The 19,239-nt window shown below is 61.6% G+C and carries 15 protein-coding genes; 9 read left to right on the top strand and 6 right to left on the bottom strand.

The genetic code is table 11. The features are described from left to right. Nucleotides 1-10 precede the first annotated feature (10 nt). From AC1DD5_RS11790 to AC1DD5_RS11775, 4 genes are all read left to right on the top strand, one after another. The gene (locus AC1DD5_RS11790; protein WP_442005362.1) at nt 11-796 is read left to right on the top strand and encodes a sulfite exporter TauE/SafE family protein; all 786 of its coding nucleotides are present in this window, start codon (nt 11-13) and stop codon (nt 794-796) included. 7 nt (nt 797-803) lie between these two features. Next, nucleotides 804-1,613, top strand: a complete 810-nt coding sequence (locus tag AC1DD5_RS11785) for a TrmH family RNA methyltransferase (protein WP_442017847.1) — start codon at nt 804-806, stop codon at nt 1,611-1,613. A 142-nt stretch (nt 1,614-1,755) separates the two neighbouring features. Further along, nucleotides 1,756-2,013, top strand: a complete 258-nt coding sequence (locus AC1DD5_RS11780) for a type B 50S ribosomal protein L31 (protein WP_216925747.1) — start codon at nt 1,756-1,758, stop codon at nt 2,011-2,013. Between the two features lie 88 nt (nt 2,014-2,101). Beyond that, the gene (locus AC1DD5_RS11775) at nt 2,102-3,211 is read left to right on the top strand and encodes a lipoyl protein ligase domain-containing protein (RefSeq protein WP_477521532.1); all 1,110 of its coding nucleotides are present in this window, start codon (nt 2,102-2,104) and stop codon (nt 3,209-3,211) included. Here the strand turns inward: AC1DD5_RS11775 and pepN are convergent. Both pepN and AC1DD5_RS11765 read right to left on the bottom strand, forming a co-directional pair. Continuing rightward, entirely contained in the window at nt 3,208-5,811 is a 2,604-nt protein-coding gene (pepN, locus tag AC1DD5_RS11770; protein WP_477521531.1) for an aminopeptidase N, read from the bottom strand. The genes AC1DD5_RS11775 and pepN overlap by 4 nt on opposite strands. 4 nt (nt 5,812-5,815) lie before the next feature. Continuing rightward, complete coding sequence (locus tag AC1DD5_RS11765) at nt 5,816-6,880, bottom strand: YeiH family protein (RefSeq protein ID WP_477517356.1); 1,065 nt, start codon at nt 6,878-6,880, stop codon at nt 5,816-5,818. Between the two features lie 111 nt (nt 6,881-6,991). Here AC1DD5_RS11765 and AC1DD5_RS11760 point away from each other — a divergent pair, with 111 nt between their 5' ends. From AC1DD5_RS11760 to AC1DD5_RS11750, 3 genes are all read left to right on the top strand, one after another. Beyond that, the gene (locus AC1DD5_RS11760; RefSeq protein WP_442005357.1) at nt 6,992-8,548 is read left to right on the top strand and encodes a circularly permuted type 2 ATP-grasp protein; all 1,557 of its coding nucleotides are present in this window, start codon (nt 6,992-6,994) and stop codon (nt 8,546-8,548) included. Nucleotides 8,549-8,630: 82 nt separating this feature from the next. Next, nucleotides 8,631-9,557, top strand: coding sequence for an alpha-E domain-containing protein (locus tag AC1DD5_RS11755; protein ID WP_216925742.1), 927 nt, complete (start codon nt 8,631-8,633; stop codon nt 9,555-9,557). Next, a complete protein-coding gene (locus AC1DD5_RS11750; RefSeq protein WP_442005356.1) occupies nt 9,554-10,405 on the top strand; it encodes a transglutaminase family protein in 852 nt (283 codons plus the stop codon). Before AC1DD5_RS11755 ends, AC1DD5_RS11750 begins: the two co-directional genes overlap by 4 nt. A 75-nt stretch (nt 10,406-10,480) precedes the next feature. Here the strand turns inward: AC1DD5_RS11750 and AC1DD5_RS11745 are convergent, their stop codons facing one another. Then, the gene (locus tag AC1DD5_RS11745; protein ID WP_477521530.1) at nt 10,481-11,932 is read right to left on the bottom strand and encodes an SDR family NAD(P)-dependent oxidoreductase; all 1,452 of its coding nucleotides are present in this window, start codon (nt 11,930-11,932) and stop codon (nt 10,481-10,483) included. Nucleotides 11,933-12,007: 75 nt separating this feature from the next. After that, entirely contained in the window at nt 12,008-13,420 is a 1,413-nt protein-coding gene (glgC, locus tag AC1DD5_RS11740) for a glucose-1-phosphate adenylyltransferase (RefSeq protein WP_442005354.1), read from the bottom strand. Between the two features lie 93 nt (nt 13,421-13,513). On the opposite strand from glgC, the gene glgA reads away from it, so the two are divergent. Further along, nucleotides 13,514-14,710, top strand: a complete 1,197-nt coding sequence (glgA, locus tag AC1DD5_RS11735) for a glycogen synthase (protein ID WP_477521529.1) — start codon at nt 13,514-13,516, stop codon at nt 14,708-14,710. Nucleotides 14,711-14,843: 133 nt separating this feature from the next. On the opposite strand, the gene AC1DD5_RS11730 is transcribed toward glgA, so the two are convergent. Then, nucleotides 14,844-16,997, bottom strand: a complete 2,154-nt coding sequence (locus AC1DD5_RS11730) for an acyl-CoA dehydrogenase family protein (RefSeq protein ID WP_477521528.1) — start codon at nt 16,995-16,997, stop codon at nt 14,844-14,846. A 46-nt stretch (nt 16,998-17,043) separates the two neighbouring features. Continuing rightward, nucleotides 17,044-17,844 (bottom strand): TetR family transcriptional regulator, encoded by an 801-nt coding sequence (locus AC1DD5_RS11725; protein ID WP_477521527.1) that lies wholly within the window; start codon nt 17,842-17,844, stop codon nt 17,044-17,046. On the opposite strand from AC1DD5_RS11725, the gene AC1DD5_RS11720 reads away from it, so the two are divergent. Next, nucleotides 17,843-19,231 carry an acetyl-CoA C-acetyltransferase gene (locus AC1DD5_RS11720; protein WP_477521526.1) on the top strand — a complete coding sequence of 463 codons (1,389 nt, stop codon included), beginning with the start codon at nt 17,843-17,845 and terminating at the stop codon, nt 19,229-19,231. The genes AC1DD5_RS11725 and AC1DD5_RS11720 overlap by 2 nt on opposite strands. The last annotated feature ends 8 nt before the right edge of the window (nt 19,232-19,239 follow it).

Here is a 19,239-nt window from a genome sequence, read left to right as displayed (position 1 = left end):
TTCGTCAACTGTGGAGATTCTTAGCAGCGTCCTGGTCTTTTTCGCGGGCTTGTGGGCCGGCACCATTAATGCGGTAGTCGGCTCAGGCACCCTCGTGACTTTTCCAGTGCTCATTGCGCTGGGCGTCACCCCCGTGGTTGCCTCCATGAGCAACGCCATGGGCCTGGTGGCCGGCACTGCGGCCGGAGCATGGGGATATCGCCAGGAACTCGCGGGGCGCGGCAGGCAGTTGCTGAAGCTGCTGCCAGCTTCACTCCTGGGCGGCATCACTGGCGCATGGTTGTTGCTGCACCTTCCGGACAAGGTGTTCCATTACGTCGCCCCCGTCCTGTTGGTACTGGCGCTGCTGATGGTGGTGTTCCAGCCTCGACTCCAGGCCTCAGTGCGAAACCGTGAAGAGAACCCGGAGCATGCCCTCAGGGACCGGAGCCACGGCATCCTCCTCGTGGTCCTGGTTTACCTCGCCGGGGTATACGGCGGCTACTTCGTAGCGGCCCAAGGGATTTTGCTCGTAGGAATATTGGGCGTGTTCCTCACTGGGACCATGCAGAACGCCAACGCCATGAAGAACATCCTCGTGCTCGGCGTTAACATGGTGGCCGCTGTGTCCTACCTGATCTTTGCCTTCGATCGCATTAACTGGCTCGTGGTCCTGCTTATCGGCGTGAGCTCAACCATTGGAGGCCTGGTTGGATCCAAGGTTGGCCGCAAGCTTTCCCCGCGCGTTTTGCGTGCGATTATCTTCACCCTTGGCATCGTGGCCCTCGTCGTCATGATCGCCAACCTGCTGAAATAATCACCCGGTGACGTTCCACTACCTTGAGTCCGCGGATGATCCCCGCGTGACCGACTACACCACCCTGACCGATGTGCACCTTCGCAAGCTCCGCGAGCCTAAGGAAGGCATGTACATCGCCGAATCCTCCAAGGTTCTTCGTCGGGCGCTGGCAGCAGGTCATCAGCCACGTTCCTTCTTCCTGGCTGAGAAGTGGCTGGAAGACCTCGACGACGTTTTCCGGGCCTATCCCGACGTTCCGGTCTTCATCGGCAAGGCCAAGCTGCTGGAAGAAATCACGGGATTCCACCTGCACCGCGGAGCGATGGCAGCCATGCACCGTCCGGAACCGGTGCCGCTCACGGAGCTGCTGGCCGGTGCCCGCCGGATTGCCGTACTGGAAGACATCGTGGACCACACGAACGTCGGCGCCATCTTCCGTTCAGCTGCCGCCTTGGGAATGGACGCCGTGCTTGTTTCGCCGCGCTGCGGGGACCCGCTGTATCGCCGGAGCGTCCGGGTCAGTATGGGAACGGTCTTCCAGGTTCCCTGGGCACGTCTGGAAAGCTGGCCGGGCGACCTCGAAAGGCTCAAAGAACAGGGCTTCACAGTTGTCGCTATGGAATTGACCGATGACGCTGTTGACCTTGACGAACTCGCTGCCCGCAACATCCCCAAACTCGCTCTGGTACTTGGCACGGAAGGTGCCGGAATGAGCGCAGAGACGCTTGCCGCCGTCGATCTCGCCGTCAAGATTCCGATGCGCGCCGGAGTCGATTCACTGAACGTCGCATCCGCCTCGGCAGTGGCGTTCTGGGAGCTTCGCCCGCAGGACTGAGCCTGGTTCGTGCACCCGGCTGGTTTCGGCTATGATTGATTGTTGGCCCGGCCGCTGGAATTTCTACATGGCAGCAGGCGGACCACCTCCATTCATACCTGGCAGCTGGCAAAATCCAGTTGCGTGAACAAAAGGTCCCATTATGAAGTCTGATATCCACCCGAAGTACGAAGCTGTTGTTTTCAACGACCTGGCTTCCGGCACGAAGTTCCTGACCAAGTCGACCGTGTCTTCCTCGAAGACCATCGAATGGGAAGACGGAAACACCTACCCGGTTATCGACGTCGAAATCTCTTCGGAGTCCCACCCGTTCTACACGGGCAAGCAGCGCATCATGGACTCCGCTGGCCGCGTCGAGCGCTTCAACGCTCGCTTCAAGGGCTTCGGCGGCACGAAGTAACCCACTTCACCCCAAAGCTTTTCGAAAGCCCGCATCGCTGGAATTTCCAGCAATGCGGGCTTTTTTGTTTTCCGGCAAGATGGAACGCATGACGTCCCAGCCCGTACCCGAAAAGCCCACTAACTACATTGACGACGGCGCCACTCGCCTTCACGGGGAGTACAAAGTTCCCGGCGGCAAACTCGTGGTGGTGGATCTGGACGTCCAAGGCGGCCTCTTGGCCAACGTTTCACTGAGTGGCGACTTCTTCCTGGAGCCGGACGAAGCCCTGCAGGACATCAATGCGGCGCTGACGGGCCTGCCTTCGACGACGTCGGCTGCAGACATCACTGCAGCTGTCTCAGCCGGGTTGCCCCCAGGGTCCGTGCTTTTTGGATTCTCGGCGGAGGCCGTGGCAGTGACCGTCCGCCGTGCGCTGTCCAAAGCCACAGGCTGGTCCGATCACCAATGGGAAATTATCCCGCCTACGGTCCTGCCCACCGAGGTTAACGTCGCACTCGATGAGGTCCTCACGGAAGAAGTCGGCGCGGGACTGCGAAATCCCACCCTGCGGTTCTGGGACTGGGAGGAACCTTCAGTGGTGATCGGGAGTTTCCAGTCCGTTCGCAACGAAGTCGATCCTGAAGGCGTATTCAGGCACGGCATCACGGTAGTCCGCCGGATCAGTGGTGGCGGTGCAATGTTCATGGAAGCCGGCAACTGCATCACCTACTCCCTCTACGTACCGCAGACGTTGGTGGACGGCATCAGTTTCGCTGATTCCTACGCCTTCCTTGACGCATGGGTCATGGCGGCGCTGGAGAAGCTTGGCATCACGGCTTTCTATGTTCCCCTCAATGACATCGCCACTGAGCAAGGCAAGATCGGTGGCGCGGCCCAGAAACGGCTCGCCAATGGAGGCATGCTGCACCACGTGACCATGAGCTATGACATCGACGCTGACAAGATGGTGGAGGTCCTGCGCATCGGCAAGGAAAAGCTCTCAGACAAAGGCACGCGAAGCGCCAAGAAGCGAGTGGATCCATTGCGCCGGCAGACCGGCTTGGCCCGCGCCGCTATCATCCATGCAATGCAGGAAGTCTTTACGGAACGCTACGGTGCAGTTGAGTCCCGCGTGTCGGACGACGAACTTTCGGAGGCCAGGAAGCGGGTGGAAACGAAGTTCGGCACAGAGGAGTGGTTGTACAGGGTTCCCTAACCGGCGGCCTGCGCCGTCAGCGCCCGTAGCAGGTGGCTGCGCTGTTCGATGATGATGCGGCGCAAAGCGCGGGGTGCATCGGCATGCTCATGCAGCCACCGGTCAGTCTTCACCAGCACTGGATGCGTGATCGGCTCCATCCCGGCGGCTAAATCCTGGGCGCCGGGGTAGAGGCCCCTGACGATCCTGCCTGCGATTTCGATACTGCGCTCAGCCCAGACACGTTCCAGGCATTCAAAGTAGGGCTCGATGTATGGGTCCAGGAGGTCTCTGGGCGCAATGGTGAAACCCGTGATTGTTGCACTGAGGATCTCGTTGGACAGGCCGGTGGTGTTGACTGCTGCGTCCCATGCTCCAGCCTTTACGGAGGGGTCAGGGCGGGCTGAGGAGGCTACTGCATGGCCTTCACGGCCGGAGGCCGTCTTGTCCGCCTCAAGTTCAGCGTCCAGCTCGCGCTGCGTGGCTTGTCCATGGGCGACGAGGGCCTGCCAGAAACTCCAGCGCAGTTCAGCATCAACGGCCAGGCCCTCAATAACGGTGCCGCCTTCCAGGATGCCCCGCAGCAGTGGGAGCTCGCTGTCGCCGTGCCTGGAAACATCGGCCAGGGTTCTGGCCCACGCAAGCTGATGGTCGGATCCAGGGGCTGCGGATTGCAATTGGGCGGCGGCGACTGCCAGGAAGTCCTTACGCGCGCCTTCCCGCATGACAGGGGGGACATAACGTTCAATAGCGGTGGCCGCATTGCCCAGCACGTTCAGGAGGACGCCGATGCCGGTTTCGGTGGCTGCGAATTGTTCGACGGCGGCAACGTACCGAACCGCTGGCGTAGCGCCATCCCGAGCCGAATCCCACAGTGCGGTCCAGCACAGGGCACGTGCCATGGGGTCCTGGATGGTGCCCAGGGAACTGCGGACCGTGTGCTCCGAAATGACGTCCAGCCGCACCTTGGCGTAACTGAGGTCCTCATCGTTGACCAGCAGCAGGGCGGGCCGGGGCTTCCCTGCCAGTTCGGCCACCAGCGTGCTCGGGCCAGAGACGTCCAGCTCGATGCTCTCTCGCCGGACGAGGTGGCCGGAGGAATCGGGGTCATACAGGCCCAACCGGAGTCGATGGGTCCGCAACTCCTGCCTGCCGGTCAGGGGGTCGATTGCATCCTGTTGGAGCGTCACGGTGCCCATGATCCCGTTGTCATCAACGATGTCCGCCGTGATCGTGGAAATGCCCGATGTCTGCAGCCACTGGCGCGCCCAGCCGGCAAGGTCCCTTCCCGACGCGACGCTGAGCGCCTGCAGAAGGTCCTGTAGCGAGGTGTTGCCGAACTCGTGGTCCCGGAAGTACTGACGGGACCCGGCAATAAAGTCATCAAAGCCTACGTAAGACACCAGTTGCTTCAGAACAGAGGCCCCTTTGGCATACGTGATTCCATCAAAGTTCTGCTTGGCCGCCTCGAGGTCCGGAATGTCAGCAACGATGGGGTGCGTGGTAGGCAGCTGGTCCTGTACATAGGCCCAGGCTTTGCGTTTGCTGGCAAAATTCACCCATGCGGTATCCCAGTCAGTGGCGCGGTCCACGCCGAGGGTCCCCATGTAGTCAGCAAAGGATTCCTTCAGCCAGAGGTCATCCCACCAGGTCATGGTGACGAGGTCGCCGAACCACATGTGGGCCATCTCGTGCATCAGTGTGTTGGCACGGGCCTGGTACTGGGCGTCCGTTGCCCGCGAAGCGTAGACATACTTCTCGGTGAAGGTGACCAGCCCGGGGTTTTCCATTGCGCCGAGGTTGTACTCGGGCACGAACGCCTGATCGTATTTGCCCCAAGGATAGGGGTAGTCGAAAAGTTCGTTGAAGAACGCCAGCCCGCTCTTGGTCAGCCGGAAGAGTTCATCGGCATCGAACGACTCCGCCAAAGACGCGCGGCAGTAAAGGGCCAGTGGCACGTCAAGGCGGGTGCCGTCGTCGAGAGTTGCTCCCCAATGATCCGTCGCCTTGAAGTAGGGCCCGGCGAGGATCGTGGTGATGTATGTGGACATCCGCTTGGTGGTGGCAAAGTCCCAGCAGCATGCTGCCGCATCATCCGCTAGAGGCGTTCGGGCGGTCTCCACGCCATTGGAGGCGACTTCCCAGCCTGCCGGAGCGATCACGTGGAAAGTGAATTCGCCTTTGAGATCGGGCTGCTCGAAGTTGGCGAAGACGCGGCGACTGTCGGCCGGTTCGTACTGGGTGTAGAGGTAGCACTGGCCATCGGCGGGGTCGACAAAGCGGTGCATGCCCTCTCCGGAGCGGCTGTAGAGCGCTGTCCCGGTCACAGTGACGGTGTTTTCGGTGGCGAGGCCTTCCAGGATGATTCTGTCCCGGTCCACGGCACGGTCAACATCAAGCTCCCTGCCGTTCAGGACCACGGACTTCACTCCGCCGCCGATGAAATCGAGGAAGGTGGCTGAACCGGGTTTGGCTGAAAACCTGATGGTGCTGGTGCTCGGGTAGCCGGCGGTTGCGGGATCTGCCGCGTCGCGGACATCGAGGGTGACGTCGTAGCTGTGGGTGGTGATCAGGGCTGAACGTGTTGCGGCTTCGTCGCGCGAGAGATTGTGATTCGACACACAGCTATCTAATCATGATCCATACGGCGCCCAGGCCCAGCGTTGCGATCAGCAGCCACGATCCCAGTGCAACAGCAACGGCACGGCCACCGGTATGAACCAGGGTGCGCACCCGCACGGCGGAACCGAGCCCAAACAGGGCGGTCGCAAGCAGGATGTCCTGTACTCCGGCGGCGGCTTCCAGAGCTGCCGGTGGCGCCCACCCCAAGGTGCGGACGCCCACCATCGCGATGAAGCCGAGGACAAACAGAGGGACAATCGGCGGGAACCTGCCGTCGCCGTCGTGCTGTCCTGATGGACCTGGTACCCCATTGGACCGCCGCCGGACGTGCATCACCCGCTGGTGGAGCCCTGCCGCCGCCGCGATGGGCGCCAGAAGCACCACTCGCGTCAATTTAACGACGACGGCGACAGCCAGCGCCGCTGTCCCCGCAGTTTGGGCGGTGGCAACCACTTGACCGACATCATGCACGGATGCACCGGTCCAGGCTCCGAATTGTTCCGGGTTCAAGCCCAGGGGGTGCATGAGGAGGGGGAGCACTCCAATGGCCAGAGTGCCGCACAATGTCACCAGCGCCACGGGAAGAACAGTGTCCTGATGCTTGACCCGCCGTACCGCTGCCATGGCACCGATGGCAGACGCACCACAAATGGAAAACCCTGTGGCGATCAGGAGGGCCGCCTCGTCCGGAAGGCGCAGGATCTTCGCGAGTCCATATGTCCCGGCGAAACTCAGTACTACAACGGCCGCAATCAGAAGCAGTGACAACCACCCCAATCCCAGGACGTCGCCCATGCTCACCTTGAGTCCAAGCAGGACGATTCCGGCACGCATGAGGTGCTTCCCGGCGAAGTCCAGGCCTGGCCGGGCGCGCCCCGCCGCCCAGACAGCAGTGCCCGGTATATTTGCAGAGAGCAGACCCAGTGCAACAGCAAGCGTCATGACGGGAATGACCCCCAATGCCGGAAATACCGTGTGGACGGTAAAGGCGACCCCCGTTGCGGCAATACTCAGGACCAACCCCGGCCCCAGCCGGGACAGGTGGGGCGCAAGACTGTTCAAGGGCATGCCTCAACCCTGCCGGATGGGGGCACCGAAAGGCGAACCGGGAGTCTCCGGAAACCGCGACACAATCAGTGCGAAATGCGCTTGACTCAAAAAGGTGATTGTCTAATTCCCATGTCTGACCTATTTCAGGATTATTCCGAGGCCGCTGCGCGCAGCGGTGCCTACGACGAGATGTTCGCTCCCGGCCACGTCGCCAGAAAATCCTACGGTCAGGTCTCCGGTGCACTGCGCGAACTTTCCCTGGCCGATGTCACCGCCCGCGCCGATTCCATGGCACGTACGTTCCTGGACCGCGGTGTGACGTTCGACTACGCGGGGGAGGAGCGGCCATTCCCGCTGGATATCGTCCCGCGCGTTATCCCCGCCGATGAGTGGGACGTCCTTGAGCGCGGCGTGGCGCAGCGGGTCAAGGCCCTTGAAGCATTCCTCAACGATGTGTATGGCCGGATGGCCGTGGTGGCTGATGGCGTCATTCCCCGGCAACTCGTCACCACAAGCGCCCATTTCCACCGTGCGGTTCACGGCTTCGAGCCTTCCGGTGGTGTTCGCGTCCACGTCTCAGGCATCGACGTCGTCCGTGATGCCGAAGGCACCTTCCGTGTCCTCGAGGACAACGTCCGGGTCCCCTCCGGCGTGAGCTACGTACTGGAGAACCGCCGTGCCATGGCAAAGGGCCTGCCCGAGGCATTCGGCCAACAACACATCCGGCCGGTGGAGGAGTACCCCCGCAGGCTCCTCTCAGCGCTGCGCAAGACCGCACCGGCCGGCGTCGACGATCCCACGGTTGTGGTCCTCACACCTGGCGTGTTCAACAGCGCTTATTTTGAGCACACCCTGCTTGCCGGACTCATGGGCGTGGAATTGGTGGAAGGCCGGGACCTGATCTGCCGCGGCAACCGTGTGTACATGCGGACCACAGCCGGCGAACAGCGTGTGGACGTCATCTATAAGCGAATCGACGACGACTTCCTGGATCCCCTGCAGTTTCGGTCCGATTCCATGCTTGGTTGCCCTGGCCTGGTCAACGCCGCCCGCGCTGGTGGCGTCACCATCGCCAACGCCGTTGGCAACGGCGTAGCCGACGACAAGCTCGTGTACAGTTACGTGCCTGACCTGATCCGGTACTACCTTCACGAAGAGCCAATCATCGCCAACGTCGACACTTTCCGGCTTGAAGAAAAGGAAGCCAGGGAACATGTTCTGGACCGCTTGGAGGAGCTTGTGGTCAAGCCCGTCGATGGTTCGGGCGGCAAGGGCCTGGTCATCGGTCCGGATGCTTCCAAGGAAGAGCTTGACGCTTTGCGGAAGCGCGTCATTGCAGATCCGCGCGGCTGGATCGCACAGCCCGTTCTTCAGCTCTCCACTGTTCCCACGCTCTCCGGAGACAAATTCGGGCCGCGGCACGTGGACCTCCGCCCCTTTGCGGTCAACGACGGCGACGACGTCTGGGTCCTTCCCGGCGGCCTGACGCGTGTGGCGCTCAAGGAAGGTTCCCTGATTGTGAATTCCAGCCAGGGCGGTGGTTCCAAAGACACCTGGGTGTTGGCCAATTCGCCACAAATGCCTGCCGAGATCATTCCCCGCCAGTCCGTGACGGTGCGCGAGCAGGTTTCTGTGTGGCCCGTGGAAAGCAATTGGCGGGACCGCCAAACGGAGCAGCAGCAGTGAGCCGGATCGCAGGCCTCAGCGGAATCACTTCTCGATCAAACCCTGAACTTCGACAAGCACCACGCGAAGGAGGCGCAGTTTCATGCTGAGCCGTATTGCCGAGTCACTTTTCTGGATCGGACGCTATGTGGAGCGGGCCGACGGCACTGCCAGGATCCTGGACGTGCACCTGGAGCGCTTGAACCACCTGCCCCTTGAGGAGCAACGCAGTGTGGCCCGCGAACTCCTCGCCGTAATGGGCGCGAAACCACAAAGCGAAGACTTCGGCCTGCCGGAGTTGCTGCATGCACTTGCCTATGACAAGCAGAGCGCATCCTCCATCGCGGGCTCGCTTGGCGCCGCACGTGAGAATGCACGCAGGGCGCGGGAGACCGTCTCGCAGTCACTCTGGGAAAGCCTCAACACTACGTATTACGGCCTCAGCCAGCATCGCAAGGACGTCGTGGGAACCTACCGTTTCTGCAACTGGGTCCTTGAGCGGACCGCCATGGTGCGCGGCCTGGCCGACACCACCGTCAGCCATGACGAGAGCTGGCTGTTCATGGTGCTCGGGCGTTCCCTTGAGCGTGCCGACATGACAGCACGCATGCTGTCCACGCGCGATGTGCAGTCCGCGGGAATGTCGTGGGTGAACATGCTGCGCTGCGCCGGAGCCTATGAGTCCTTCATCCGGACCCGGAGGGCCGCATTTGGCGACCAGCACGCAGCCGAGTTCCTCCTTCTGGACCGTTTGTTCCCGCGCTCGATCGTCTACGCCCTGCGCGACGCGGACGAGTGCCTGGCAAAGCTGGATCCTTCAGCACAGCGGGTCGGCTTCATCAATGATGCGCGTCGGATTGTCGGGCAGGCCAGAACGTTCCTTGAGTTCCACCGGACGGATGACCTGATGTCCGAATTGCCAGAGCATATGGAACGTGTGCAGAAGGCCGTGACCCAGGCTTCGGACGCGATTTCCCGTAAGTACTTCAATCAGGCTGATGAGCACGCCTGGGTGGGAGAAGTTTCATGACCCGGCTGAGCATCGTCCACAAGACGGCGTACAAATACAACCGACGCGTGACGTTGTCCTACAACGAGGCGCGGATGACTCCGTTGACGGACGGCCAGCAGGTGGTCCTGGAGTCCTCGCTGAAGGTTTCACCCAACCAGGCCTCGGTCAGCACGTACCGCGACTACTGGGGCACGCGCGTCACCGCCTTTGATATGCAGATGCCCCACGAGAGCCTCGAGGTCCTTGCCACGGCCACCGTGGAAGTGCACCGGACCGAGCGCGTGGCAACCGAGGACGACATCGTGGGCTGGGACGTTATTGCCTCGGAGAAGGTCCAGGACGATTTCAGCGATTGGCTGCCCCAGTCCCGCCTGAGCGGTCCGGGTGAGGAAGTCCTCGGCATCATTCCAGGGGTGGTCGACGGTAAGAACCCCCATGAGGCCGCGTTGGCGGTCTTTTCGTGGATGGCCGGCGAGATGACGTACATGAAGGGCACCACCGGTGTCACGACGAATGCCGAACAGGCGTGGACGCAACGCCAGGGTGTCTGTCAGGACCTCGCCCATTTGGCCATTGGTGCATTGCGTAGCCGGGGCATTCCAGCGCGCTACGTTTCCGGATACATCCATCCGCGATCGTCCGCTGACATCGGCGAAACGGTTGCCGGGCAGTCCCACGCGTGGCTGGAGTGGTGGGACGGCGAATGGCGCAGCTGGGATCCCACCAACCATAAGCCTGCCGGCGACTACCACGTGACCGTGGCGAGGGGACGGGACTACCGGGATGTTCCGCCGCTGAAAGGTATTTTGTCCGGCGGCGGAGGTTCGGGGCTATCCGTTTCCGTGGAGATCACCCGCCTCGCATAAGCAGTTAATGAACAGATATGGCCCCCAAGAAAGCACTTGGGGGCCATATCTGTTCACAAGTCGAGGATTTTTGATCTACCAGGGGGAGGGCTTGTAGTCCTTGAGGAACACTCCGTACTGGTCCTCGCCGTTCTCGCCCATCACGATGGGGTCATACACGCGGGCAGCACCGTCCACCAGGTCCAAGGGCGCATGGAATCCTTCTTCCATGAGCCGCACCTTGGTGTAATGCGGACGTTCATCAGTGATCCAACCGGTGTCCACGGCAGTCATGAGGATGCCATCGGAATCCAACATTTCCTGGGCACTGGTTCGCGTCATCATGTTCAAGGCAGCTTTGGCCATGTTGGTGTGAGGATGCCCCGGACCCTTGTAGGCACGGGAGAACTGCCCCTCCATGGCCGAAACGTTCACGATGTACTTTCGTCGTGCCGTTGAGCGTTTCATGGCATCGCGCAGCCGACTGACCAGCAGGAACGGAGCTGTGACGTTGCACAGCTGCACTTCGAGCATTTCGAGCGGATCCACTTCGTCCACTACTTGCGTCCAGCTGTTGATGGTGGCGAGGTCCGGCACCAGCCCGCCGGCATCGATAGCCGTTCCGGATTCAATCCGGGCCAAAGACGCCGAGCCGGTAGAGAGCGCCAGGGAAGTGATCGCGTCTCCGGCGAGGACAGGATGTTCGGTGACGCTGCTGGCCAGGGCCAGTGGATGCTTGTCATGGGCGTGGCCGAACGTGACAAGCTCGGGCCCTCCGTTGGAAGCCTCCAATACCGCCGGCAAGGGCTCGTCCTCGGCGTCAACCAAGGGTTTGTAGGCGTTACCGGTCCGCCGCACGGTTTGCGCGGCATTGTTGATGATGATGTCCAGCGGACCGGCCTTGTTCAGGGAGTCCGTCAGGGCCATCACCTGGGCGGGATCACGGAGGTCGATGCCAACGATCCGCAAGCGGTGCAGCCAATCCGCGCTGTCTTCCATGGCCGCAAACCGACGTGCCGCGTCTTTGGGGAAGCGCGTTGTGATGGTGGTGTGGGCACCATCCCTGAGCAGGCGGAGCGCAATGTACATACCAATCTTGGCGCGGCCACCGGTCAACAGGGCATTGCGACCCCTGAGGTCCGTGCGGGCATCGCGTTTGCTGTGGCTGAACGCAGCGCACTCGGGGCACAGCTGGTGGTAAAACGCATCCACCTGGGTGTAGTGCTGCTTGCAGATGTAGCACGGGCGGGAACGGATCAGGTGACCCGCGACCTCGCCGGTCGCTGAAGGAGCGAGCTTGTTGCCACGGGTTTCGTCGTCAATGCGGTCCGGTGCAGCTGTTGCCGTGAGGGCAATGACTGCACGGTCTGCTTCCGCGATCAGATCCCGCTTGGTGACGCGGCGGTGCCGCTTGACGGCTTTGAACATTTTGCCCGTTGCGCGGCGGACCGCGACGTAGTCCGGGTGCTCCTCGTCATAGACGTGGATTGTGGTCAGAACCTTGAGGCAGGCCTGGATCTCTTCAGGCGTCAGATCGGTGGAGCTCATTGACCTGATTTTACAGCCTTGGGAGCCTGGGGCCTGCCTCGGGTTCTACCAGCGCAACCGGTGATGAAGGGGAGCCTAGCGGCCAGCGCCGTTTGACGCTGCGTCTACTACCCGGGCCTGAATGCCTGCAGCTACCTTTTCTGCAGAATCCCGGATATCGGGGTCATCCTGCGTCGCAGCCTTAACGGCTTCCGGCAGGCCCCGGCGGTACTCTGCGGACAACGCGAGCTCCTCTTCGCCAGGTTCAGGTACAAGCTGTCCCTTGGCAAGGACTGTGATCCCGGATTCGGTGACCTTGTAGCCACGGGCCTTGTCCAGCGCCGGGTCCAGTCCGATCGCAGCGCCGGCCGGGACTTTGACGTTCTTGTCCAGGATGGCCCGCTTGATCACTGCACCTTCGCCGACGCGGACCTTGTCCATGAGTACCGAGTCCTGAACACGGCTGCCCGCCTCCACGAAGACATCGTTGGAGAGCACGGAGCCTTCAACGATGCCGCCTGAAATGACCACACCGCTGGCCACGATGGAGTCCAGCGCCGTACCCACCGTGCTGTTTCCGCCGCGCACAAACTTGGCGGGAGGGGAAATGCTCTGGCGGGTGTAGATGGGCCATTCGGAGTTGTAGAGATTGAAGATGGGAACGGGGGAGATGAGGTCAACGTGGGCGTCGTAGAAGGAGTCGATGGTGCCAACGTCCCGCCAGTAAGTACGGTCACGTTCCGTTGCACCAGGGATGTCGTTGAGCGTGAAGTCATAGACTCCGGCCTCACCCTTGTCCACGAAGTAGGGAATGATGTCCCCGCCCATGTCGTGCTTGGTATCCAGTCGCTCAGCGTCAACATGAAGCGCCTCAACGAGGGCGTCGGCATTGAAGACATAGTTGCCCATCGAGGCGAGGAACTGGGTGGGATCGGCCGCAAGTCCTGGCGTGCTGGCCGGCTTCTCCACGAATGCCCCGATCTTCTGGGGATCGTTCTGGTCAACTTCAATCACACCGAATTGGTTGGCCATGTTCAGCGGCTGTCGCACGGCTGCTACGGTAGCCTTCGCGCCACTGGCAATGTGCTGTTCCACCATTTGGGAGAAATCCATGCGGTAAACGTGGTCTGCGCCGACCACAACCACGATGTCCGGAGCGTCGTCGTGAATGAGGTTCAGCGACTGATAGATGGCGTTGGCGCTGCCAAGGAACCAGCTCTTGCCGACGCGCTGCTGCGCCGGAACGGAAGCTACATAGCGGCCCAACTGTGTGGACATGCGCCAGGTCTCGGAGATATGTCGGTCAAGGCTGTGCGATTTATACTGCGTCAGAACCACGATTTTCAAATATCCCGAATTGACCAGATTCGATAGTGCAAAGTCAATAAGCCTGTAGCCCCCGGCGAACGGAACTGCTGGCTTGGCCCTATCCGCCGTCAAAGGCATGAGGCGATTGCCTTCGCCGCCAGCCAACACGATTGCCAATACTTTCTTCAACGCCATGGTCATAGCTCCCCGTACGTCTTCGTAGCCCCCAAAAGTCCGATTTTCCGGACCCTTTCACACTAGAACACATAAGCCGGAACGACTACGTTGGGTAACGTGCGAATAGACATTGTGACTAAAGAATTCCCTCCGGAAATTTATGGCGGTGCCGGTGTCCACGTTGCCGAGCTCAGCCGTGTGCTGGCGAAGCACGTGGATCTTCATGTCCGGGCGTTTGGCGCCCCACGTGATGCCGACTACCATGGGGCCACCGTGGCCTCCTATGCCACACCCCAGGACCTCGGCGATGCCAATGCTGCCCTCCAGACGTTGGGCGTGGATCTTCGGATCGTTCCGGACATTGCGGGAGCGGATCTCGTCCACTCGCACACCTGGTACGCCAACATGGCAGGACACCTCGCTTCGCTGCTGCATGGCATTCCCCATGTACTGAGCGCCCACAGCCTGGAGCCGTTGCGTCCATGGAAGGCCGAACAGCTCGGTGGCGGCTACGCGTTGTCTTCATGGGTGGAGAAGACAGCCTACGAAGCTGCTGCGGCGATCATCGCCGTATCCGATGGAATGCGGCAGGACATCCTGCGCAGCTACCCCGACGTTGACCCGGCCAAGGTCAGGGTGGTACACAACGGCATCGACGTTTCCCTGTGGGAACGGGACGAAGAGGACGACGCCATCCGCGCGCTGGGCATAGATCCCGCCAAGCCAAGTGTGGTGTTCGTTGGCCGGAACACCCGCCAAAAGGGCGTCCCCTACCTGCTGCGCGCAGCGTCCAGCCTTCCCGCCGATGTTCAACTGGTCCTCTGCCTGGGCGCAGCTGATACTCCCGAATTGGCAGCTGAAACAGCACGCCTCATTGAGGAGCTCCAAAGCAAGCGTGAGGGCGTGATCCTCATTGAGCGGATGCTGCCGCGCCGGGAACTCATCCAGGTCCTCAGCCATGCCACCGCATTCGCCTGCTCCTCCATCTACGAACCGTTGGGCATCGTGAACCTTGAAGCAATGGCTTGCGGCGCCGCTGTGGTGGCAAGCGCAACCGGCGGCATTCCAGAGGTTGTCCAGCATGGCGAAACCGGCTTGCTGGTCCCTTTGGAGCAGGTTACCGACGGTACCGGGACGCCGCTGGATCCACAGAAATTTGTGGCCGACTTCGCTGCAGCCCTGAACGAGGTAGTGGCAGATCCAGAGCGCGCCCGCAAGATGGGCATGGCCGGCAGGCGCCGCGCCGAGGAACATTTCTCGTGGGAATCGATCACTGAAACCACCCTTGAGGTATACCGCTCCGTTCTTAACTGAGCACCCTTAACTCAGCCCGGCCCGTCCGGGAAAGCAGGCAAACCACGACGGCGCCGCCCCCTTGAGTGGGGACGGCGCCGTCGTGGTTTGGCGAAACTTCCTAAAAAGTTCACTGACGGGAAATCTCGTACTGTTACCGCGACTTTGACGCTTTCAGGGCCAGCAGTGACTTCTCGTCGGCTGGTGCGGAGCCGCTGGCCCGCTGTTTACGGAAGTGCGTGCTGGCCTCGTCCTGGCGGCCTGCTTCAGCGCCGGTAGCGATGGCTGCACGCAGGTGCTCCGGACCGTAGCCAAAGGCATCCACGAGGTCGAGCGCGTGGGGACGGATCTTGACCAGCAACCGGTTGATGTAGGTCCCCACGGTCCGGCCGCGCTGCATCGAGAGCCGCCCATTCATGAGATACCAGGACAGGTGCTTCTCAATGAGCGACAGTCCGAAAAGGTCCCGCAGCCAGGTGAGGACCCGTTTGGTTCCCTCATCGGAAACCTCGGTCAGGGCCTCCGTGAAGGCTTCCCACTGAAGGAGTTCGGCATGGGCTTGAGCGGCTTCGATGAGTTCATGCTGGTGCTGGTTGAACAGGGCTGCCGCCTGGTGTTGCGGCAGCTTATTGGCGCCCTTCAGCGCAGCACCTACTTCGGCCACCATGGACTGCACGCGGTCAGTCAGCAGCGTCCGCTGGCCTTCCTCGTCACGCAAAGCCAACGCTGCTTTCTGCACCGAACCCGTGTCGGCTACGAACTGGGCAACCTGGCGAAGGCCCGTCCTGTGCAAGGCGACACCCGCGGCCTGGTCCACCACATAGCGTGCAAGCACACCGAAGTCAGCACTGCGGAATTCCTTGGCATAGTCGGCAAGGAGGCGCTTGGCCACCAACTGCAGCAGGACGGTGTTGTCGCCTTCAAAAGTCACGTAAACGTCAAGGTCCGCGCGCAACGAGGCAAAGCGGTTCTCGATCAGGAATCCTGCGCCACCACAGGCTTCGCGGCATTCCTGCAGGGTGTCCAGCGCATGCCAGGTGCTGAGGGGCTTCAGCGCGGCCGCCAAGGTTTCCAGATCCTGGCGGTCGGCGTCGGTGTCGTGGGCACCGGAGAAAACGTCGTCAAACTTTTGCAGGAGCTGCTCGTGGGCAAAACTCGCGGCGTACGTCGTGGCAAGCCGGGTGAACAGGCGCCGCTGGTGACGCTGATAGTCCAGCAGGACTTCCTCATCAGTGGGGGAGGACGCATTGAACTGACGGCGCTCAGTGGCGTACTGAATGGCTGTTTTGAGCGCAACCTTGCTTGCTGCCACAGCTGCACCGTCCAAGGAGACCCGGCCTTGGACCAAGGTTCCGAGCATCGTGAAGAAGCGGCGACCCGGGCTCTCGATGGTTGACGCATACGTACCATCCACAGCTACGTCGCCGTAGCGGTTCAGGAGGTTGGTGCGGGGGATACGGACATCGGTGAAATGGAGCCTGCCGTTGTCGATGCCGTTGAGGCCGCCCTTGATGCCGTCATCCTCCCCGCCGATGCCTGGCAGGAATTCTTTGGTAGTGGGGTCGCGCAGTTCTACGTAGAAGGCGTGGACGCCGTGGTTAACGTTCTTGGTTACCAGCTGCGCGAACACGACGGCGGCCAAGCCATCGTTCGCGGCGTTGCCGATGTAGTCCTTCCAGGCTGCCCGGAAGGGGGTGTTGATGACAAACTCCTGGCTACCCTCGTCATAGGTGGCCGTGGTGGCGATGCTTGCGACGTCGGAGCCGTGGCCCGTCTCCGTCATCGCGAAACAACCCGGAATTGCCAGGCTCATGATGCCGGGGAGCCATTTGTCGTGGTGCTCCCGGGTACCAAGGTGCATGACAGCGGAGCCAAAGAGGCCCCATTGAACGCCAGCCTTGATCTGCAGGGAGGGGTCCGCCGTGACGAGCTCTTCGAATCCGGCAATATTGCCGCCGTGATCATCGGAGCCACCCAGGCGCGTGGGGAACGCCCGGTGGACAGCATTGTTATCCACCAGGAACTTCAACTGCTCAAACACGCGGGCCCGGTGTTCCGTGTGATGCAGGCCTTCGATCTTCTGGACATCGGGATGACCTGCTACTTCGCGGGCTTGGTGCCGGATGTGGGCCCACTTGCCCAAGAGCTGCTCACCCAGCGCAGCGACATCGACCACCGGGTCCGCACCCTGCTTGCCAGAGTCACGGCCTCCGGATCCACTGGTGCCGGATGCGCTATTGCGGGTGGCCGCATCCTCGCGGCCTGAGAGTTGTTGGGCTGATGCCGCCCGGTCCACTACTTCAGTCATGTTGATTCCTTCTTTGGTTCCTACAACTGATGGGTCGTTGCTCATGTCACGTTGTTGCTTTGAGTTCGGGTGCGACGCCCAGGCACAGCCAGTCCGTGATGTGTCCGGCCATGGCTGCCTGATTCGGTTTCGTCTCGGAGGCAGGGCTTCCAAGCCACATTTCGCCGGCGTTCCGAACGAGCCCAATGGCTGCAGTGGGCCAATACTCGATCAAAGCCTCTTTCTCTGTACCGAGGTACTGCCGCATGGGTGTGGCGATCATGTCCGTGATTTGTTCGAAGAAGTTTCCCAGCGCACCCGACGCCGCAATGGCATCCTGTGAGGAAGCTTCCCCGGGCGTCAGCCGGGTGATGAACGCATACACGTTGGGGCTGGATTCCGCCATTTGCAGGTAGGCCGAGACCATGGCGTAGAGCCCTTCACGTGGCGTCTGCGCCAATTGGGCCGCTTCTTTCATGCGGCGCTGCATTTGCCCCAGCACCACTTCTCCCATCGCCTGTTGAAGGCCTGCCTTATCGCCGAAATAGCGGTAGTAGACCGACTTTGAGGTGCCCGCGGCACCGGCGATGTCTTCCATGGACGCCTCGCTGCCCAAGGCGTGCACAGCCCTGCGTGCTGCCTTGATGAGCTCGCGCCGACGCTCCTCGCGATGGCTCTGCCACCTGGCAGCACGCCCATCTACGGCAGGATCCGGGACGGCACTGCCGGACTCCGCTGCGGTATCAACAGCGCCAGCGCGGGAAGAGGCAGGAGCGTGCGGAAATTCTGTACGACGACGGTTCACGATACCCAGCGTATCAGGTACGCTGGGTATCAGTAACTGGTATTCATCGAAGGAGTCAAGCATGGCTGCAGCAGACGGACCCGCGGGCACGAACACAGGTACAAACAGCTTCGCAAGCGCAGAGCAGAGTGCCGAACAGAACAAGGGCATTCAAGGGACGCGTTCTGCCGTGATCGTTGGAGGCAACAGGATTCCGTTTGCCCGGACGGGCGGCGCTTACGTGAAGTCCTCCAACCAGGACATGCTTACTGCTGCACTGGATGGACTGATCGCCCGCTTCGGGTTGCAGGACGAGCGGATCGGTGAAGTAGCAGCTGGGGCGGTGCTGAAGCATTCACGGGACTTCAATCTCACCCGGGAGGCGGTACTGGGTTCGGCGCTATCTCCAGAGACACCTGCATACGACCTTCAACAGGCATGTGCAACGGGACTGGAAACCGTGCTAGGGCTTGCCAACAAGATCAAGCTTGGCCAGATCGATTCCGCGATCGCTGGTGGTGTTGACTCCGCGTCCGATGCCCCGATTGCTGTCAGCGAGGGGCTGCGGGAGATCTTGCTGGACCTCAACCGTGCGAAGACCTCCGTCCAGAAGCTGAAGATCCTGGCCCGTATCCGTCCAAAGGATCTGGCCCCGGATGCTCCCAACACCGGCGAACCACGTACCGGCCTCTCCATGGGCGAACACCAGGCCCTCACCACGGCACAGTGGAAGATCAGTCGGGAGGCACAGGATGAACTCGCGTTCAACAGCCACCGCAACCTCGCCGCCGCCTACGAACGGGGCTTCTTCGACGACCTCATCACTCCCTACCGGGGCCTGAACCGGGACTCCAATCTTCGGGCGGACACCACATTGGAGAAGCTCTCCACGTTGAAGCCTGTCTTTGGCAAGAACCTGGGATCCGAGGCCACGATGACGGCCGGCAATTCGACGCCACTGACCGACGGTGCGGCAACCGTGCTGCTTGCTACCCAAGAGTGGGCGGACAGCCGGGGCCTGCCCAAACTCGCCACCGTCCTGGATGGTGAGGCGGCCGCCGTCGACTTCGTCCACGGCAAGGACGGACTTCTGATGGCGCCGGTCTTTGCCGTACCGCGCCTCCTGGCCCGCCATGGGCTGACTCTGGAGGACTTCGACTTCTTCGAAATTCACGAGGCCTTCGCCGGAACCGTCCTCAGCACCTTGGCTGCCTGGGAAGACGAGGACTTCGGACGAACGCGGTTGGGGCTGGACGGCGCTTTGGGAAAGGTGGACCGCGCCAAGCTCAACATCAACGGTTCCTCGCTCGCTGCCGGCCACCCATTCGCCGCAACCGGTGGCAGGATTGTGGCTTCGCTGGCAAAGATGCTCCATGACAAGGGGAGCGTGGACGGAAGGCCGGCACGTGGCCTGATTTCCGTGTGCGCCGCCGGCGGGCAGGGCGTTGTTGCCATTCTGGAAGCAGCCTAGGGGAGCGT

The organism is Paenarthrobacter sp. 10L420 (genome assembly GCF_056395385.1).
The sequence above is the reverse complement of the archived record's forward strand: the minus strand, read 5'-3'. Positions and strand labels throughout refer to the sequence as shown.

Excerpts from the sequence above, each read along its gene's own strand:
- AC1DD5_RS11780 (WP_216925747.1), top strand. The coding sequence starts at position 1,756 with ATGAAGTCTGATATCCACCCGAAGTACGAAGCTGTTGTTTTCAACGAC.
- AC1DD5_RS11775 (WP_477521532.1), top strand. The coding sequence starts at position 2,102 with ATGACGTCCCAGCCCGTACCCGAAAAGCCCACTAACTACATTGACGAC.
- AC1DD5_RS11765 (WP_477517356.1), bottom strand. The coding sequence starts at position 6,880 with ATGCCCTTGAACAGTCTTGCGCCCCACCTGTCCCGGCTGGGGCCGGGG.
- AC1DD5_RS11760 (WP_442005357.1), top strand. The coding sequence starts at position 6,992 with ATGTCTGACCTATTTCAGGATTATTCCGAGGCCGCTGCGCGCAGCGGT.
- AC1DD5_RS11755 (WP_216925742.1), top strand. The coding sequence starts at position 8,631 with ATGCTGAGCCGTATTGCCGAGTCACTTTTCTGGATCGGACGCTATGTG.
- AC1DD5_RS11750 (WP_442005356.1), top strand. The coding sequence starts at position 9,554 with ATGACCCGGCTGAGCATCGTCCACAAGACGGCGTACAAATACAACCGA.
- AC1DD5_RS11745 (WP_477521530.1), bottom strand. The coding sequence starts at position 11,932 with ATGAGCTCCACCGATCTGACGCCTGAAGAGATCCAGGCCTGCCTCAAG.
- glgC (WP_442005354.1), bottom strand. The coding sequence starts at position 13,420 with ATGACCATGGCGTTGAAGAAAGTATTGGCAATCGTGTTGGCTGGCGGC.
- AC1DD5_RS11730 (WP_477521528.1), bottom strand. The coding sequence starts at position 16,997 with ATGACTGAAGTAGTGGACCGGGCGGCATCAGCCCAACAACTCTCAGGC.
- AC1DD5_RS11720 (WP_477521526.1), top strand. The coding sequence starts at position 17,843 with ATGGCTGCAGCAGACGGACCCGCGGGCACGAACACAGGTACAAACAGC.
- AC1DD5_RS11725 (WP_477521527.1), bottom strand. The coding sequence starts at position 17,844 with ATGCTTGACTCCTTCGATGAATACCAGTTACTGATACCCAGCGTACCT.